The sequence below is a fragment of the Burkholderia sp. HI2761 genome, assembly GCF_002223355.1.
Lineage (GTDB): Bacteria > Pseudomonadota > Gammaproteobacteria > Burkholderiales > Burkholderiaceae > Burkholderia.
Genome location: NZ_NKFN01000004.1, coordinates 1,348,542 through 1,361,494, shown reverse-complemented (window position 1 = coordinate 1,361,494; position 12,953 = coordinate 1,348,542). Strand labels below are relative to the sequence as shown.

Below are 12,953 nucleotides of genomic sequence, written 5' to 3'. Positions count from 1 at the left end.
TTGCCCCAAGCGGCGCCGGTACCGGCGCACACGGACAGACGGACGACATCTTCGGAAACTGTGGCGAATTCTAATACACACCTGTATCTGAATGCAAAGATGAATCCGAAGGGGAGGGGATGCTAGACTGCGCGTCATGAAACCACAGCGCTTAACTCGCGAGCAGAGCAGGGACCAGACGCGCGAACGTCTGCTGAAAGCCGCGCATCGAATTTTTCTGAAGAAAGGCTATGTGGCCGCGAGCGTCGAGGACATCGCGGCGGCGGCCGGCTATACGCGCGGTGCGTTCTACTCGAATTTCCGCAGCAAATCCGACCTGTTGCTGGCATTGCTGGAGCGCGATCACGCGGAGGTGGAGGCCGACCTCGAGGCGATTTTCGAAGGGGGCGGCACGCGCGAGCAGATGGAATCGATGGCGCTCGCGTATTACCGGACGCTGTTTCGCGACGACGAATACTCGCTGCTGTGGGGCGAGGCGAAACTGCAGGCCGCGCGCGACGCGAAGTTCCGCGTGCGCTTCAACCAGTTCCTGCACGGCAAGCGCGTGCAGATGGCCGAATTCATCGAGCGCTTCTCCGAGCGGGCCGGCACGCCGCTGCTGTTGCCGGCCGATACGCTCGCGTTCGGGCTGATGTGCCTGTGCGACGGCGTGCAGTCGTACTACACGGCCGATCCGCAGCATGTGTCGGCCGACTCGGCCGAAGCGGTGCTCGGGGGGTTCTTCGCGCGGGTCGTGCTGGGGCGTGCGCCGGATTGAGCGGGGAGGCGGGTACGCGGGCGTCGTGTTCGTCCGCGGCAGGCTGGATGCGATGAAACGGTGCGAGGCTAGCCGCACCGCGCGCGTCAGCGCTCGCCGGTCATCCGCCGATAGGCGTCGAGCAGCGACGTCTTGTAGACGACGCCCGCGAGCGTCGGCTCGGCTTCGCTCTCGATCACCGGCAATCGTTCGCCCTGGAACGCCATGAAGCGTTCGAGCGCGGTCGCGAGCGGCATGTCGGGCGTGAGCAGCGGAAACGGCGTATGCGCGTAGTGCGCGGCCGTCTTGTCGGTCGTGTCGCGCTTGTCGAGCAGGTCCGACGTGATGTCCTTCAGCGCGACCGCGCCGCGAAAGCGCCCGGCGTCGTCGGTCACGTACAGATACTTCACCGGATATTCGAGAAACACGCGCGTCATGTCGGCGACGCTCGCGGTGAGCGGCACGACCGTCTGCGCGGGCTGGATCAGCTCGCGCATCTGCGTGGTGCGCAACCGCTGCCGCTCCTGCGCGTCCTGATAGTGGTGCAGCGTGATCTCGTACATCGACGTCGTGCCCGTCGCGCGCGCGACGAAATACGCGAACACGCACGACACCAGCAGCGGTAGCACGACCTGATAGCTCAGCGTCATCTCGAAGATCATCAGGATCGCCATCAGCGGCGCCTGCGTGGCGCCCGCCATGAACGCGCCCATCCCGACGATCGCGTACGCGAAATAGGCCGACGTATGGCCGGGCCACAGCGCGTCCATTGCGAGCCCGAACAGCGAGCCGAACACGGCGCCGACGAACAGCGTCGGCGTGAACACGCCGCCGATCGCGCCCGAGCCGGCCGTCGCGGCGGTCGCGATCACCTTGAACACGAGTACCGCGACGAGCGCCTGCCAGGTCCACGGCGAATGGAGGATGTGGTTCACGACACTGTAGCCGTTGCCCCACACGTCCGGAATCCACACCGAGATCACGCCGACGACGAGGCCGCCGAGCGCGAGCCGCACGGGCAGCGGTACAGGCAGCCGCTTGAACTGCGCCTTCGACGCGTCGAGCAGATGCAGGAACTGGGGGGCGAGCACGCCGCACAGCGCGCCGAGCACGACGAACAGCAGCACCTCGGGGCCCGTCACGGCCGGAAACACCGGCATCTCGTACGGCGGCCGGTAGCCGGCGAATTCGCGCATCACGATGTTCGCGACGACCGACGCGACGACCATCGGCCCGAAGCTCTCCATCGCGATCGTGCCGAGCACGATCTCCGAGACGAAAAAGGCGCCGGCGATCGGCGCGTTGTACGCGGACGTGATACCGGCCGCCGCCCCGCAGGCGACCAGCAGACGCAGGCGCGGCGGGTCGAAGTGCACGAAGCGGCCGACGAGCGACGCCGCGAGCGCCGCGAGCTGCACCATCGGGCCTTCGCGGCCGATCGAGCCGCCGCTGCCGATCGTCAGCAGCGACGACACGCTGCGCCACAGGCTCTGCCGCACCGGTACGACGCCGTTGCCGAGCGCGACCGATTCCATGTAGTCGGTCTTGGCGGCCTGTTGGTCGCCGCGCGTCGCGAGCAGCAGCACGCAACCGGCGAGGAAGCCGCCCGCGGCCGGCATCCAGAACCGCAGGTACCACGGCAGGCTCTTCGCCATCTGCACGAAGCTGCCGCTGTGCCCCGAGATCAGCCGCTGCATCAGATCGATGCCCTCGCGGAACGCCATCGTGGCAAAGGCGCCGCCGACGCCGACGATGGCCGACCAGATCAGCATCGTATGGGCGTCCGACAGGCGGAACAGCGTTTGGGCGCGAGTGCGCAGCTTCAGCAGGAACGAGAGCACGGCTGAAAGGGGGCGATGGAAAACGACGCGAAGCATAGCACTGCGCCGCGCCCGCGGGACCTTCCCGTCGGGCGCGGCGCGAGAACCGTCACGGACATGCGGCTCAGCCAAGACAGTGCTGCACGGCCCAGGTGATCCCGTAGCCGCCGACGATCAGCCACACGTACAGGATCAGGCCGGTCATCAGCGCACGCGGGCCGGCTGCGCGGATCTGCGCGACACGCGTTTCGATGCCGAGTGCGGTCATGGCCATCGTCAGCGCGAAGGTGTCGAGCACGTTCAGCGTATGCGTGACGTCCGCGGGCAGCACGTTCAGCGAATTGACGATCACGAAGGCGAGGAAGCCGAGCGCGAACCAGGGAACCGCCACCTTGCGCTTGCCTTGCGCGCCGCCGGCCGCGTCGTGAGCCGTGCGTGCAGAACGGGCGAGCCACCAGCCGAGCACGAGCAGCACCGGCACCAGCAGCATCACGCGCGTCATCTTCACGATCGTCGCGACGTGCGCGACCTGCGGGCTGATGTCGCTCGCCGCGCCGACCACCTGCGCGACTTCGTGGATCGTGCCGCCGAAGAACAGGCCGAGGCCGGCCGGGTCGAGGTTCAGCAGCCCGGCGTGATAGGCGACCGGATACAGGAACATCGACAGCGTGCCGAACAGCACGACGCTACCCACGGCCATCGCGCTCTGGTGCGGCTTCGACTGCAGCGTCGACTCGAACGCGAGCACGGCGGCCGCGCCGCAGATCGCGCTGCCGGCAGCGGTCAGCAGCGCGGCGTCGCGGTCGAGCTTCATCAGCTTCATGCCGACCCAGGTGCCGATCGCGAGCGTGCTGACGACGACCAGCACCGACACCGCGAGGCCCGGCAGCCCGACCTGCGCGATTTCCTGCAGGCTCACGCGCAACCCGAAGAACGCGACCGCGATGCGCAGCAGCTTGCGTGCGGAGAAATTGACACCGGCCGCCCAACTGGCCGGCATGCCGTCGCGCAGGCCGTTGCCGTACAACGCCCCGGCGACGATGCCGACGATCAGCGGCGACAGGCCGAGCCCCGCGATTGCGGGAAGCTCGGACAGGCTCGTGACGGCGGCGGCGAACAGCGCGACGAACAGCACGCCGTTCAACTGGCCGCGCATCGACGGCGCGGCATGGCTGAGATGGGGAGTCGGAGCAGTGGACATGGAAACACCGTGATGGAGCGTGTGGCGATGCTGTAATCCTAATTTCGTTATATCGATATGAAAAATTGTGATTTGTGACGTAAACTATCCGGAAATCCGATAATTCATCCTCATGACCCCGGATCAACTGATAACTTTCGCCGCCGTCGCCGAGCATCTGAACATCAGCCGCGCCGCCGTGGCGCTGCATCTGTCTCAGCCGGCCGTGTCGGGCCAGTTGCGGCTGCTGCAGGACGAGTTCGGCGAGCCGCTGTACCAGCGCGACGGCCGCGGCATCCGCCTCACGCCGGTCGGCGAACAACTCGCGCGGTACGCGAAGGCGCAGCGCGACACGTTCGCGCAGGCGCGTGCGTTTCGCGACGCGGTACGCGGGCTGGAAGCCGGCACGCTGCGCATCGGTGCGAGCACGACGCCCGCGAGCTACCTGCTGCCGTATCTGATCGCGGCGTTCCAGCCGCGCGCCCCGCGCGTGTCGATCCAGACGATGAGCGGTAATACGGCCGACGTGGTCGCGGCGCTGCCGTCGCTCGACATCGCGCTGATCGAAGGGCCGCCCGGCGAGGCGTTGCCGCCGGGCACGGCCGTCCACGCGTGGCACGACGACGAGATCGTCGCGATCGTGCCGGCCGGCCATCCGCTCGCGGCGCCTGGCTACGACGCGGGCGTGACGCTCGACGCGCTCGCCGCGCATCCGCTCGTGCTGCGCGAGGAGGGCTCCGCCGTGCGGCAGCTCGTCGAGCGCGCGTTCGCGCATGGCGGCGCGTCGATGCGCGTCGCGTTCGAGATCGCGGGGGTCGAGGCGGTGAAGGAGGCCGTACGTGCAGGGATGGGCGTCGGGTTCGTCTCCGCGATGTCGCTGCGTCACGAGGATGCCGCGCTCGTGCCGCGCTCGCTGGCGCCGGCGCCGCTCACACGGCATTTCTCCATTCTCGTACCGCACGGCGGCGCACCGTCGCGGGTCGCCGCGCAATTCCTCGAAATGAGCCTCGCGCAGGATCTCGCGTAGACGCTAGCAGCCGCGCCAGGAACACGAATTGCATGCGATTGGGCGCGTATTCGTGCGACAAATCGGCCTTAGGGATTTCCTCTATGGCGTGGGTCTGAAGCGAGGCGCACCATCCGTCTCAAGCAAATGGAACCGGTTCCATTCCAGTTGAAAAGGGCAACATGGCAGACATCGTGATCGTGGCGAGCGCATTCGGGATGGACCGGGTGCGCCAGGAGGGCCACAGTGCATTCATCACCACCGTGGCGGAATCCGGCGCGGCCGGTTTCGAGGTACGGCGCGAGTTGTTCTCGTCGGACGACGACACGGCGCCCGGCGCGCTGGCCGTGCTCGGTGCGCAGATCAGCGGCCACGGACTGTGGTCCGTCTATTCGACCCCGGACTCGCTGTACACGGAAACGGGCGCGCTCGATGCCGACGCACTGCGCGACGCGCTCGCGCAAGCCGACGCGCTCGGCGCGCGCTTCGTGAAACTCCAGCTCGGCGGCTTCGCCGGCGACGCGCACGCGGCCGAGATCGTCGCGCTGTCGCGCGGCGCGCGGGCCCGGGTGGTGGTCGAGAACGGCCAGCTCGAGGCCGGCGGCGCGTTCGCGCAGTTCCGCGGGCTGTTCGACGCGCTGTCCGACGCCGGCATGCCCGATGCGCTCGGCATGACGTTCGACATCGGCAACTGGCAGTGGCGCGGCGAAGCGCCGCTCGACTGCGCGCAGGTGCTCGCGCCGCATGTGGAATACATTCATTGCAAGATCATCGAAGGCGAGGGCGCGCGTCGTTTCGCCGCCGCGCCGGCGCCGAACGATCCGCTCGTGACCGGCGTACTCGCCGCGCTGCCGCGGCATGCGCCGCGCGGCATCGAGTTCCCGTTCGACGCGGCCGACCTGGCCGGCGATGCCTGCCGGCGCGTCGCGTGGCTTGCGACCGCGTGATCGCAGAAGGATCCTGAGGAGTTCAGTCATGAAAGCAGCACTCGATGTCGTGACCTATGGCGAAGCGATGGCGATGTTCGTCGCGACGGAGCCGGGCCATCTCGCCCACGCCGGGCAATTCGCGAAGCGGATTGCGGGTGCCGATCTCAATGTCGCGATCGGCCTGTCGCGGCTCGGCTTCCGGGTCGGCTGGATGAGCCGCGTCGGCCGCGATTCGTTCGGCCGCTACGTGCTCGACACGCTGGCGCGCGAGGGAATCGACGCGTCGTGCGTGACCGTCGATCCGCGCTACCCGACCGGCTTCCAGCTGAAGTCGCGCAACGACGACGGCAGCGACCCGACCGTCGAATATTTCCGCAAGGGCTCGGCGGCGAGCCACCTGTCATGTGACGACTACGTGGCCGACTACGTGCTCGGTGCGCGCCACCTGCACCTGACGGGCGTCGCGCCGGCGATTTCGGCGACGTCGTGCGAACTCGCGTTCCGGCTTGCGCGCGAGATGCGTGCGGCCGGCAAGACGATCTCGTTCGACCCGAACCTGCGCCCGACGCTGTGGCCGTCCGCCGAGGCGATGGCGAAGACCCTGAATTCACTCGCGGCGCTCGCCGACTGGGTGCTGCCGGGCCTCGCCGAAGGTCGGCAACTCACCGGGCACGACACGCCGGCCGACATCGCGGGCTTCTATCTCGCGCAGGGCGCGCGCGGCGTCGTGATCAAGCTCGGCGAGCAAGGTGCGTATTTCCGCACGGCCGACGGCCGCGAAGGCACGGTCGCCGGCGAGCGCGTCGACCGCGTCGTCGATACGGTCGGCGCCGGCGACGGCTTCGCGGTCGGCGTGGTCAGCGCGCTGCTCGAAGGCCGAAGCGTCGAGCAGGCGGTCGCGCGCGGCAACCGGATCGGTGCGCTCGCCATCCAGGTGATCGGCGATTCGGAAGGGCTGCCGACGCGCGACGCGCTCGACCGGCTCGAAAGTGTCAGCAATCGCGCCGATCGCTTAGAGGAAACCGTCACCGCGCAATGAGAGGCCGGACACGGCACAATCCGCGGATCCATTTCGTGCGCGACGCACGGTAGTTTTGTTCGAGGCCGGCCAGGCGCTAGGGCGCCCCCTCCGGTCCATATACGGAGACACTCTCATGGCAGCCAATCTCGCAGCCCGTCGCTGGTGGACGATCATGCCGATCGTCTTCATCACGTACAGCCTCGCTTACCTCGATCGCGCGAACTACGGGTTCGCGGCGGCGGCCGGCATCAATCAGGATCTCGGGATCAGCAAGGGCCTGTCGTCGCTGATCGGCGCGCTGTTCTTCCTCGGCTACTTTTTCTTCCAGATCCCCGGCGCGATCTACGCGGAACGCCGCAGCGTGAAGAAGCTCGTGTTCGTCAGCCTCGTGCTGTGGGGCGGCTGCGCGGCACTGACCGGCGTAGTCAGCAACATCCCCTCGCTGATGGCGATCCGCTTCGTGCTGGGCATCGTCGAGGCGGCCGTGATGCCGGCGATGCTGATCTACATCAGCAACTGGTTCACGAAGAACGAGCGCTCGCGCGCGAATACGTTCCTGATCCTCGGCAACCCGGTCACCGTGCTGTGGATGTCGATCGTGTCCGGTTATCTCGTGCATGAATTCGGCTGGCGCCACATGTTCATCGCCGAAGGCGTCCCGGCCGTCGTCTGGGCCGTGTGCTGGTGGTTTCTCGTGCAGGACAAGCCGGCCGATTCGCCGTGGCTCAGCGCGCAGGAAAAGCGCGACCTCGACGCCGCGCTCGCGGCAGAGCAGGCGGCGATCAAGCCGGTACGCAACTACGGCGAGGCGTTCCGCTCGCCGGCCGTGATCAAGCTGTGCGCGCAGTATTTCTGCTGGAGCATCGGCGTGTACGGCTTCGTGCTGTGGCTGCCGTCGATCGTGAAGAACGGTTCCGAGCTCGGGATGGTCGCGACCGGCTGGCTGTCCGCGCTGCCGTACCTCGCGGCGACGATCGCGATGCTCGCCGCGTCGTGGGCGTCCGACAAGGTCGGTTCGCGTCGCGGTTTCGTGTGGCCGTTCCTGCTGGTCGGCGCGGCCGCGTTCGCCGCGTCGTACGCGCTCGGCTCGTCGCATTTCTGGATCTCGTATGCGCTGCTGGTCGTCGCGGGCGCCGCGATGTACGCACCGTACGGCCCGTTCTTCGCGATCGTGCCGGAACTGCTGCCGAAGAACGTCGCCGGCGGCGCGATGGCGCTGATCAACAGCATGGGCGCGCTCGGCTCGTTCGTCGGCTCGTATTTCGTCGGCTATCTGAACGGTGCGACCGGGTCGCCCGTCGCGTCGTACGCATTCATGAGCGCCGCGCTCGTCGCCGCGGTGATTCTCACGCTGTCCGTCAAACCCCAGGCGCGCGATGCGCATCCGCTCGCCGCGCCGCTGCAAGGAAAATGAAACGATGAAGCCCCGTATCGTCGCGTACAAGCCGCTGCCCGATGACGTTCTCGCGTACCTGCGCGAGCATGCGGAGGTCGTGCGGGCCGACGGCGCCGACGCGCTCGCCGCTGCGCTCGGCGACGCGGACGGCGCGATCGGCGCGAGCCTGAAGGTCACGCCGCAGATGCTCGACCGCGCCCCGCGGCTGAAGGCGTGGTCGACGATCTCGGTCGGCTACGACAACTTCGACGTCGCCGATCTCACGCGGCGCGGCATCGTGCTCGCGCATACGCCGGACGTGCTGACCGAGTCGACGGCCGATACGGTGTTCTCGCTGATCCTGGCGTCCGCACGGCGCGTGGTCGAACTGGCCGAATGGGTGAAGGCCGGCCACTGGGATCGCAGCATCGGCCCGGACCTGTACGGCACCGACGTGCAGGGCAAGACGCTCGGCATCGTCGGGCTCGGGCGGATCGGCGGCGCGGTCGCGCGGCGCGCGGCGCTCGGCTTCCGGATGCAGGTGCTGTACGCGAACCGGTCCGCGCATGCCGAGGCCGAGACGCAGTACGGCGCCCGGCGCGTGACGCTCGACGCGCTGCTCGCGCAGTCGGATTTCGTGTGTCTGCAGGTGCCGCTATCGCCCGACACGCGCCACCTGATCGGCGCGCCCGAATTCGCGAAGATGAAGCGCAGTGCGATCCTGATCAATGCGTCGCGCGGGCCCGTCGTCGACGAAGCCGCGCTGGTCGACGCGCTGCGCGCGGGGACGATCCGGGGCGCGGGGCTCGACGTGTTCGAGAAGGAGCCGCTGCCGGTGGATTCGCCGCTGCTGCAGATGAAGAACGTCGTCGCGCTGCCGCATATCGGCTCGGCGACGCACGAGACGCGCCATGCGATGGCGCGCTGCGCCGCGGAAAACCTGGTCGGCGCGCTGGCCGGCACGCTGCGCACGAATCTCGTCAATCCGGATGCGCTGGCGCACGCCTGAGCCGCCTGCGGCAACCGGCTGGCGCGGCGCCGGCGCCGTTAGAGTCGATGGTCTTGGTGCCGGCGGGCCGGCTGCGTTATGATCGCCCGCTCTCGTCGCATCGACGGCCGGCCGCGCGGCCGGCGGCGTCGGGCGACGGGCATCCGCGCCGGCTCCGGTGCGGCCGACTGCCGTAGCACGCGACTGGCGGGCGCTGCTCGAGCGCGCAGCACCGGGCCAGCGCAGGCGCCGACGCGCCAGGACAGGGGAGGCCGCCGGTTGGCTTACGTTTCCAACAACAATGGTCCGTCTGCTCACGAAGCGGCGCGGATCGTACGTCGCGAGGCACGACAGTGACCGATTCGCAACCTTCCACGACGCGTCCGGCGACGATCAGCGATGTCGCGCGCGAGGCCGGCACGGGCAAGACCAGCGTTTCGCGCTATCTGAACGGCGAGACGCACGTGCTGTCCGTCGATCTGCGCCAGCGGATCGAAGCGGCCATCGCGCGGCTCAACTACCGGCCGAACCAGATGGCGCGCGGGCTCAAGCGCGGCCGCAACCGGCTGCTCGGCATGCTCGCGGCCGACCTGACCAATCCTTACACCGTCGAAGTGCTGCAGGGCGTCGAGGCCGCGTGCCATGCGCTCGGCTACATGCCGCTCATCTGTCACGCGGCGAACGAAGTCGAGATGGAGCGCCGCTTCCTGCAACTGCTCACGACCTACCGCGTCGAAGGGCTGATCGTCAACGCGCTCGGCGCCGACGAAGACGTGCTGCGCCCGCTGCGCGGCGCGGGCATTCCGGCCGTGCTCGTCGACCGCACGGTCGAGGGCTTCGAGGCCGACCTGATCGGCCTCGACAACGACGACGCGATCGAGACGGCGCTCGCGCACCTGGTCGAACACGGTTTCGATGCGATCCATTTCGTCGTGCAGCCGTTCGAGCGCGTCAGCTCGCGGCGCGTGCGCGAGGCCGCGTTCCGCGCGGCGCTGGCGGCGCGCGGGCTGGTGGTGCCGTCGACGGTCGTACTCGACCTGAACGAACCCGATGCGGCCGCTGCGGCGCTCGCCGACGTCGATGCCCGCATCGACGACGCGGCCCGGCGCGGCGTGCGCGCGGCGCTGTTCGCCGCGAATGCGCCGGTCGCGCTGGCGATCGCGCGCCACTTGCGCGCGCGTTTCGGCGCCGCATGGCAGCAGCAGGCGGCGCTGCTGTCGATCGACGATCCGGAGTGGGCCGAGCTGATCGGCATCACGACGATCCGTCAGCCCACCTACGAAATCGGCTACAAGGCCGTCGAATTCGTGCACGAGCGGATCGACGGCGCGGCGGGCGACGTGCGCGTCGCGATGCTGCCCGGCGAGCTGATTGCGCGCGCGTCGACCGCAAGCTGAGTATCATTCGGGGCACGCAGCGCGCCACGTGCGTTGCCTCGAACCAAGGAAATACATGACTGTCGCTCCCGTCACGCTGGCGGCGCTGATCGCCGCCACGCTGATCATCGCGCTGCTGCCGCTCGTCCTCTATCGCATCCTGCGCAAGCCGCTTGCGCTCAATCGCCGCGACACGATCGTCGGCGTCGCCGTCTTCACGCTGTTCGCGATGATCCTCGAGCGCGCGTTCCACGGGCTCGTGCTGAGCCATACGCCCGAGGACGGCTGGCTGACGCAGCCGCTTGCCTTCGTCGCGTACGGCGCGCTCGCGACCGCCGTGTTCGAGGAAGTCGGCCGCTATCTCGGGATGCGTGTCCTGAACCGCCGCTATGGCGCATCGGCCGGCGACGGTCGCGGGATCGGCTACGGAATCGGCCACGCAGGCGCCGAAGCGTGGTTCGTCGGCGTGCTCGTGTGGGGCCAGTGGTCGTATCTCGCATGGCTCGCGAGCCGCGGCCAGCTCGAGACGCAGTTGTCCGACCTGCCGGTCGATACCGTCGTGCGGCTGCACATGATGCTCGCGACGCTGTCGCCCCAGTCGATCCTGCTGTTGCTGCTCGAACGCTGCGCGGCATTCGCGGTGCAACTGGCGCTGTCGGTGCTGGTGTGGCGCGGCGTGCGGGCCGGCGGAATGGCCGTGCTGCCGCTCGCGATCGTGCTGCACGCGCTCGCGGCGACGCCGACGCTGCTGTACCAGGTGCGCGTGCTGCCGGCCGCGTGGGTCGAGGTCGCGTATTTCGTGCTGGCCGCGATCCTGGTGGCCGTGCTGGTGAAGACGTGCCGGCCGTCGCGTGCGGCGGCCTGACGGGAGAGACGGAATGGACGACTATCTGATCGAATGCCAGAGCGCGGAATTCGACGCGCTCGCGCGCGTGATCTGCGATCTGTTTCCGGAGCAGACGCGCTTCGCCGAAAGCAGCGACGCGCGCGGGCGCTTCCTGTCCGTGCACTGGCTGGCGATGCGTTTCGGCGCGACGCCGAAGCGGATGACGCTCGACATCCGGATCGTGCCGGCCGCGCTCGCGCGCTATCTGGCGCTCAAGCCGATGCAGCGCGCGCGCAGCCACGCGGTGCTGCATGCGTATACGGAAGCGATGCTCGGGTCGCTCGAGGAGCGGCACGCGGCCGGCGAGGCCGTCGAGCGCGACGCGGAACTCGAACTCGACGAAGACTTTGCGTGAGCAGCGGCGCCGGCCTTGAGCCGGCGCGGTCGCGGTGCGTTACGCGTCGCGATAGACCTGCGCGAAGCGCTGCGCCTGCACGACCCCGTAGTCGCCGGGCGCGTATTGCATCACCCAGTCGCCGGCGACGCCGCGCAGCGTGTCGCCGTTTTCCGAGCGGGCGATCGTAAACGGTTCGTCCATCCGGCGCGCGAGCACGACGGCCGGCCGGTTGCGGTAAGCGCCCGGCGCGCCGTGTGCGAGCGCGGGATCGGCGGGCAGGTATTTGGCGTCGAAACGCGCGCGCGACACGACCCAGCGGTCGCCGGTCGAGCCGGTGATCAGCGCGTCGCCCGCACCATAACGGTTCGGGCCTTCGAGGCTCATCAGTTCGCCGTCGGCCTCCGCGAAGGAGACGGTGACGGTTTCGTCCTTGACGACGCGACGGGCCTGCGGATCGGTACGCAGATCGAGTTGCTTGAGTTCGAGCATGGCGGGGAAGGGCGGGAAAGCGGGAAAAGCCGGGAGCTTATCCCGAATTCGGCGCGCCGTGTGACGCGCCGGTCGCCGCTCGCGGCGCGGCGCCGTTCGGCCCGGACGGGCAGCACGGCGCCGGCGGGGAAGGGCGTCAGGGCTGCGCGGGTGCGCTCGCGGCCGGCGCGGCTGCTGCCGTGCCTTCCTTGCCCTTCGTCTTGCCCTTGCCGCGGTGCTCGCCGCCGTGGTGCAGCCAGCTTCGGAAGGTCGTGTCGGCCAAGGTCTTCTGCTCGGCCGGGAAGCTCTCGTAGAGCGGCGCGAAGGCGTCGGCGAGTTTCTTCGCGCCGTCGGCGTTCGCCTGCGACAGTTCCGCGTACTGCTTCATGTCGTCGAGAGCGGACACGTCGTGCTTGGCCATCCGTTCGCTGTAGAGGCGGCCCATCGTCGCGCCGTTGTCGCGCATCGTATCGGCGAACGTCTTCCATTGCGGCTCCTGCGCCGACGTGATCTTCAACTGGTCGTGCAGGTACTTGATGCGCTGCTCGATGCGCGCTTCGTGGCGTGCCGCGCGCTGCTCGGCGCTCGGGGCCGATGCCCCGGCCGTCGTGGCCGGCGCCTGGGAGGGCGCCTGCGGCTGTGCCGGGGTTTGCGCGAATGCGCTGGCTGCAACGACGAGCGTAGCGAGGGTGAGCGAGATTTTCTTCATGATTGGCTCTCCGGGGTGGTGTCTTGCGAGCGGGCGCGGCGGCCATTGCCGCCAGTGCGCATCTCGCGTCGCACGCTATTAGTAGCACGTCGCATGCAGCGCGGCAGTGAATGCGACACTTG

13 protein-coding genes are annotated in these 12,953 nt (G+C 68.7%); 9 read left to right on the top strand and 4 right to left on the bottom strand.

Translation table 11 applies throughout. The features are described from left to right. Positions 1-136: 136 nt before the first annotated feature. Complete coding sequence (locus CFB46_RS13130) at positions 137-757, top strand: TetR/AcrR family transcriptional regulator (RefSeq protein ID WP_027784503.1); 621 nt, start codon at positions 137-139, stop codon at positions 755-757. An 86-nt stretch (positions 758-843) separates the two neighbouring features. On the opposite strand, the gene CFB46_RS13125 is transcribed toward CFB46_RS13130, so the two are convergent. Together CFB46_RS13125 and CFB46_RS13115 are read right to left on the bottom strand one after the other, a co-directional pair. Beyond that, positions 844-2,577: a ClcB-like voltage-gated chloride channel protein gene (locus CFB46_RS13125; RefSeq protein ID WP_218827928.1), complete on the bottom strand. Its 1,734-nt coding sequence runs from the start codon at positions 2,575-2,577 to the stop codon at positions 844-846. A 103-nt stretch (positions 2,578-2,680) separates the two neighbouring features. Further along, positions 2,681-3,757 carry a YeiH family protein gene (locus CFB46_RS13115; protein ID WP_089500212.1) on the bottom strand — a complete coding sequence of 359 codons (1,077 nt, stop codon included), beginning with the start codon at positions 3,755-3,757 and terminating at the stop codon, positions 2,681-2,683. Positions 3,758-3,869: 112 nt separating this feature from the next. Between CFB46_RS13115 and CFB46_RS13110 the strand changes: the two genes are divergently transcribed. From CFB46_RS13110 to CFB46_RS13075, 8 genes are all read left to right on the top strand, one after another. Further along, the gene (locus CFB46_RS13110) at positions 3,870-4,763 is read left to right on the top strand and encodes a LysR family transcriptional regulator (protein WP_089500211.1); all 894 of its coding nucleotides are present in this window, start codon (positions 3,870-3,872) and stop codon (positions 4,761-4,763) included. A gap of 161 nt (positions 4,764-4,924) precedes the next feature. Continuing rightward, positions 4,925-5,689: a sugar phosphate isomerase/epimerase family protein gene (locus CFB46_RS13105; protein ID WP_089500210.1), complete on the top strand. Its 765-nt coding sequence runs from the start codon at positions 4,925-4,927 to the stop codon at positions 5,687-5,689. A 28-nt stretch (positions 5,690-5,717) separates the two neighbouring features. Further along, entirely contained in the window at positions 5,718-6,710 is a 993-nt protein-coding gene (locus CFB46_RS13100; RefSeq protein ID WP_089500209.1) for a sugar kinase, read from the top strand. Between the two features lie 115 nt (positions 6,711-6,825). Then, positions 6,826-8,106, top strand: coding sequence for an MFS transporter (locus CFB46_RS13095; RefSeq protein ID WP_027784497.1), 1,281 nt, complete (start codon positions 6,826-6,828; stop codon positions 8,104-8,106). Positions 8,107-8,110: 4 nt separating this feature from the next. Then, a complete protein-coding gene (locus tag CFB46_RS13090; RefSeq protein ID WP_089500426.1) occupies positions 8,111-9,076 on the top strand; it encodes an NAD(P)-dependent oxidoreductase in 966 nt (321 codons plus the stop codon). Positions 9,077-9,408: 332 nt separating this feature from the next. After that, positions 9,409-10,452, top strand: a complete 1,044-nt coding sequence (locus tag CFB46_RS13085) for a LacI family DNA-binding transcriptional regulator (protein ID WP_089500208.1) — start codon at positions 9,409-9,411, stop codon at positions 10,450-10,452. A 55-nt stretch (positions 10,453-10,507) separates the two neighbouring features. Beyond that, a complete protein-coding gene (locus tag CFB46_RS13080) occupies positions 10,508-11,296 on the top strand; it encodes a YhfC family intramembrane metalloprotease (RefSeq protein ID WP_089500207.1) in 789 nt (262 codons plus the stop codon). Between the two features lie 13 nt (positions 11,297-11,309). Further along, positions 11,310-11,672, top strand: coding sequence for a DUF3022 domain-containing protein (locus tag CFB46_RS13075; protein ID WP_050015466.1), 363 nt, complete (start codon positions 11,310-11,312; stop codon positions 11,670-11,672). Between the two features lie 39 nt (positions 11,673-11,711). Here the strand turns inward: CFB46_RS13075 and CFB46_RS13070 are convergent, their stop codons facing one another. Both CFB46_RS13070 and CFB46_RS13065 read right to left on the bottom strand, forming a co-directional pair. Beyond that, a complete protein-coding gene (locus CFB46_RS13070) occupies positions 11,712-12,143 on the bottom strand; it encodes a PGDYG domain-containing protein (RefSeq protein ID WP_027784492.1) in 432 nt (143 codons plus the stop codon). 136 nt (positions 12,144-12,279) lie between these two features. Next, positions 12,280-12,831 (bottom strand): Spy/CpxP family protein refolding chaperone, encoded by a 552-nt coding sequence (locus CFB46_RS13065; RefSeq protein ID WP_089500206.1) that lies wholly within the window; start codon positions 12,829-12,831, stop codon positions 12,280-12,282. Between the last annotated feature and the right edge of the window lie 122 nt (positions 12,832-12,953).

What these genes read in the sequence shown, in the direction of transcription:
- CFB46_RS13130 (WP_027784503.1), top strand. Translation starts at nt 137, where the DNA reads ATGAAACCACAGCGCTTAACTCGCGAGCAGAGCAGGGACCAGACGCGC.
- CFB46_RS13115 (WP_089500212.1), bottom strand. Translation starts at nt 3,757, where the DNA reads ATGTCCACTGCTCCGACTCCCCATCTCAGCCATGCCGCGCCGTCGATG.
- CFB46_RS13110 (WP_089500211.1), top strand. Translation starts at nt 3,870, where the DNA reads ATGACCCCGGATCAACTGATAACTTTCGCCGCCGTCGCCGAGCATCTG.
- CFB46_RS13105 (WP_089500210.1), top strand. Translation starts at nt 4,925, where the DNA reads ATGGCAGACATCGTGATCGTGGCGAGCGCATTCGGGATGGACCGGGTG.
- CFB46_RS13100 (WP_089500209.1), top strand. Translation starts at nt 5,718, where the DNA reads ATGAAAGCAGCACTCGATGTCGTGACCTATGGCGAAGCGATGGCGATG.
- CFB46_RS13095 (WP_027784497.1), top strand. Translation starts at nt 6,826, where the DNA reads ATGGCAGCCAATCTCGCAGCCCGTCGCTGGTGGACGATCATGCCGATC.
- CFB46_RS13090 (WP_089500426.1), top strand. Translation starts at nt 8,111, where the DNA reads ATGAAGCCCCGTATCGTCGCGTACAAGCCGCTGCCCGATGACGTTCTC.
- CFB46_RS13080 (WP_089500207.1), top strand. Translation starts at nt 10,508, where the DNA reads ATGACTGTCGCTCCCGTCACGCTGGCGGCGCTGATCGCCGCCACGCTG.
- CFB46_RS13075 (WP_050015466.1), top strand. Translation starts at nt 11,310, where the DNA reads ATGGACGACTATCTGATCGAATGCCAGAGCGCGGAATTCGACGCGCTC.
- CFB46_RS13070 (WP_027784492.1), bottom strand. Translation starts at nt 12,143, where the DNA reads ATGCTCGAACTCAAGCAACTCGATCTGCGTACCGATCCGCAGGCCCGT.
- CFB46_RS13065 (WP_089500206.1), bottom strand. Translation starts at nt 12,831, where the DNA reads ATGAAGAAAATCTCGCTCACCCTCGCTACGCTCGTCGTTGCAGCCAGC.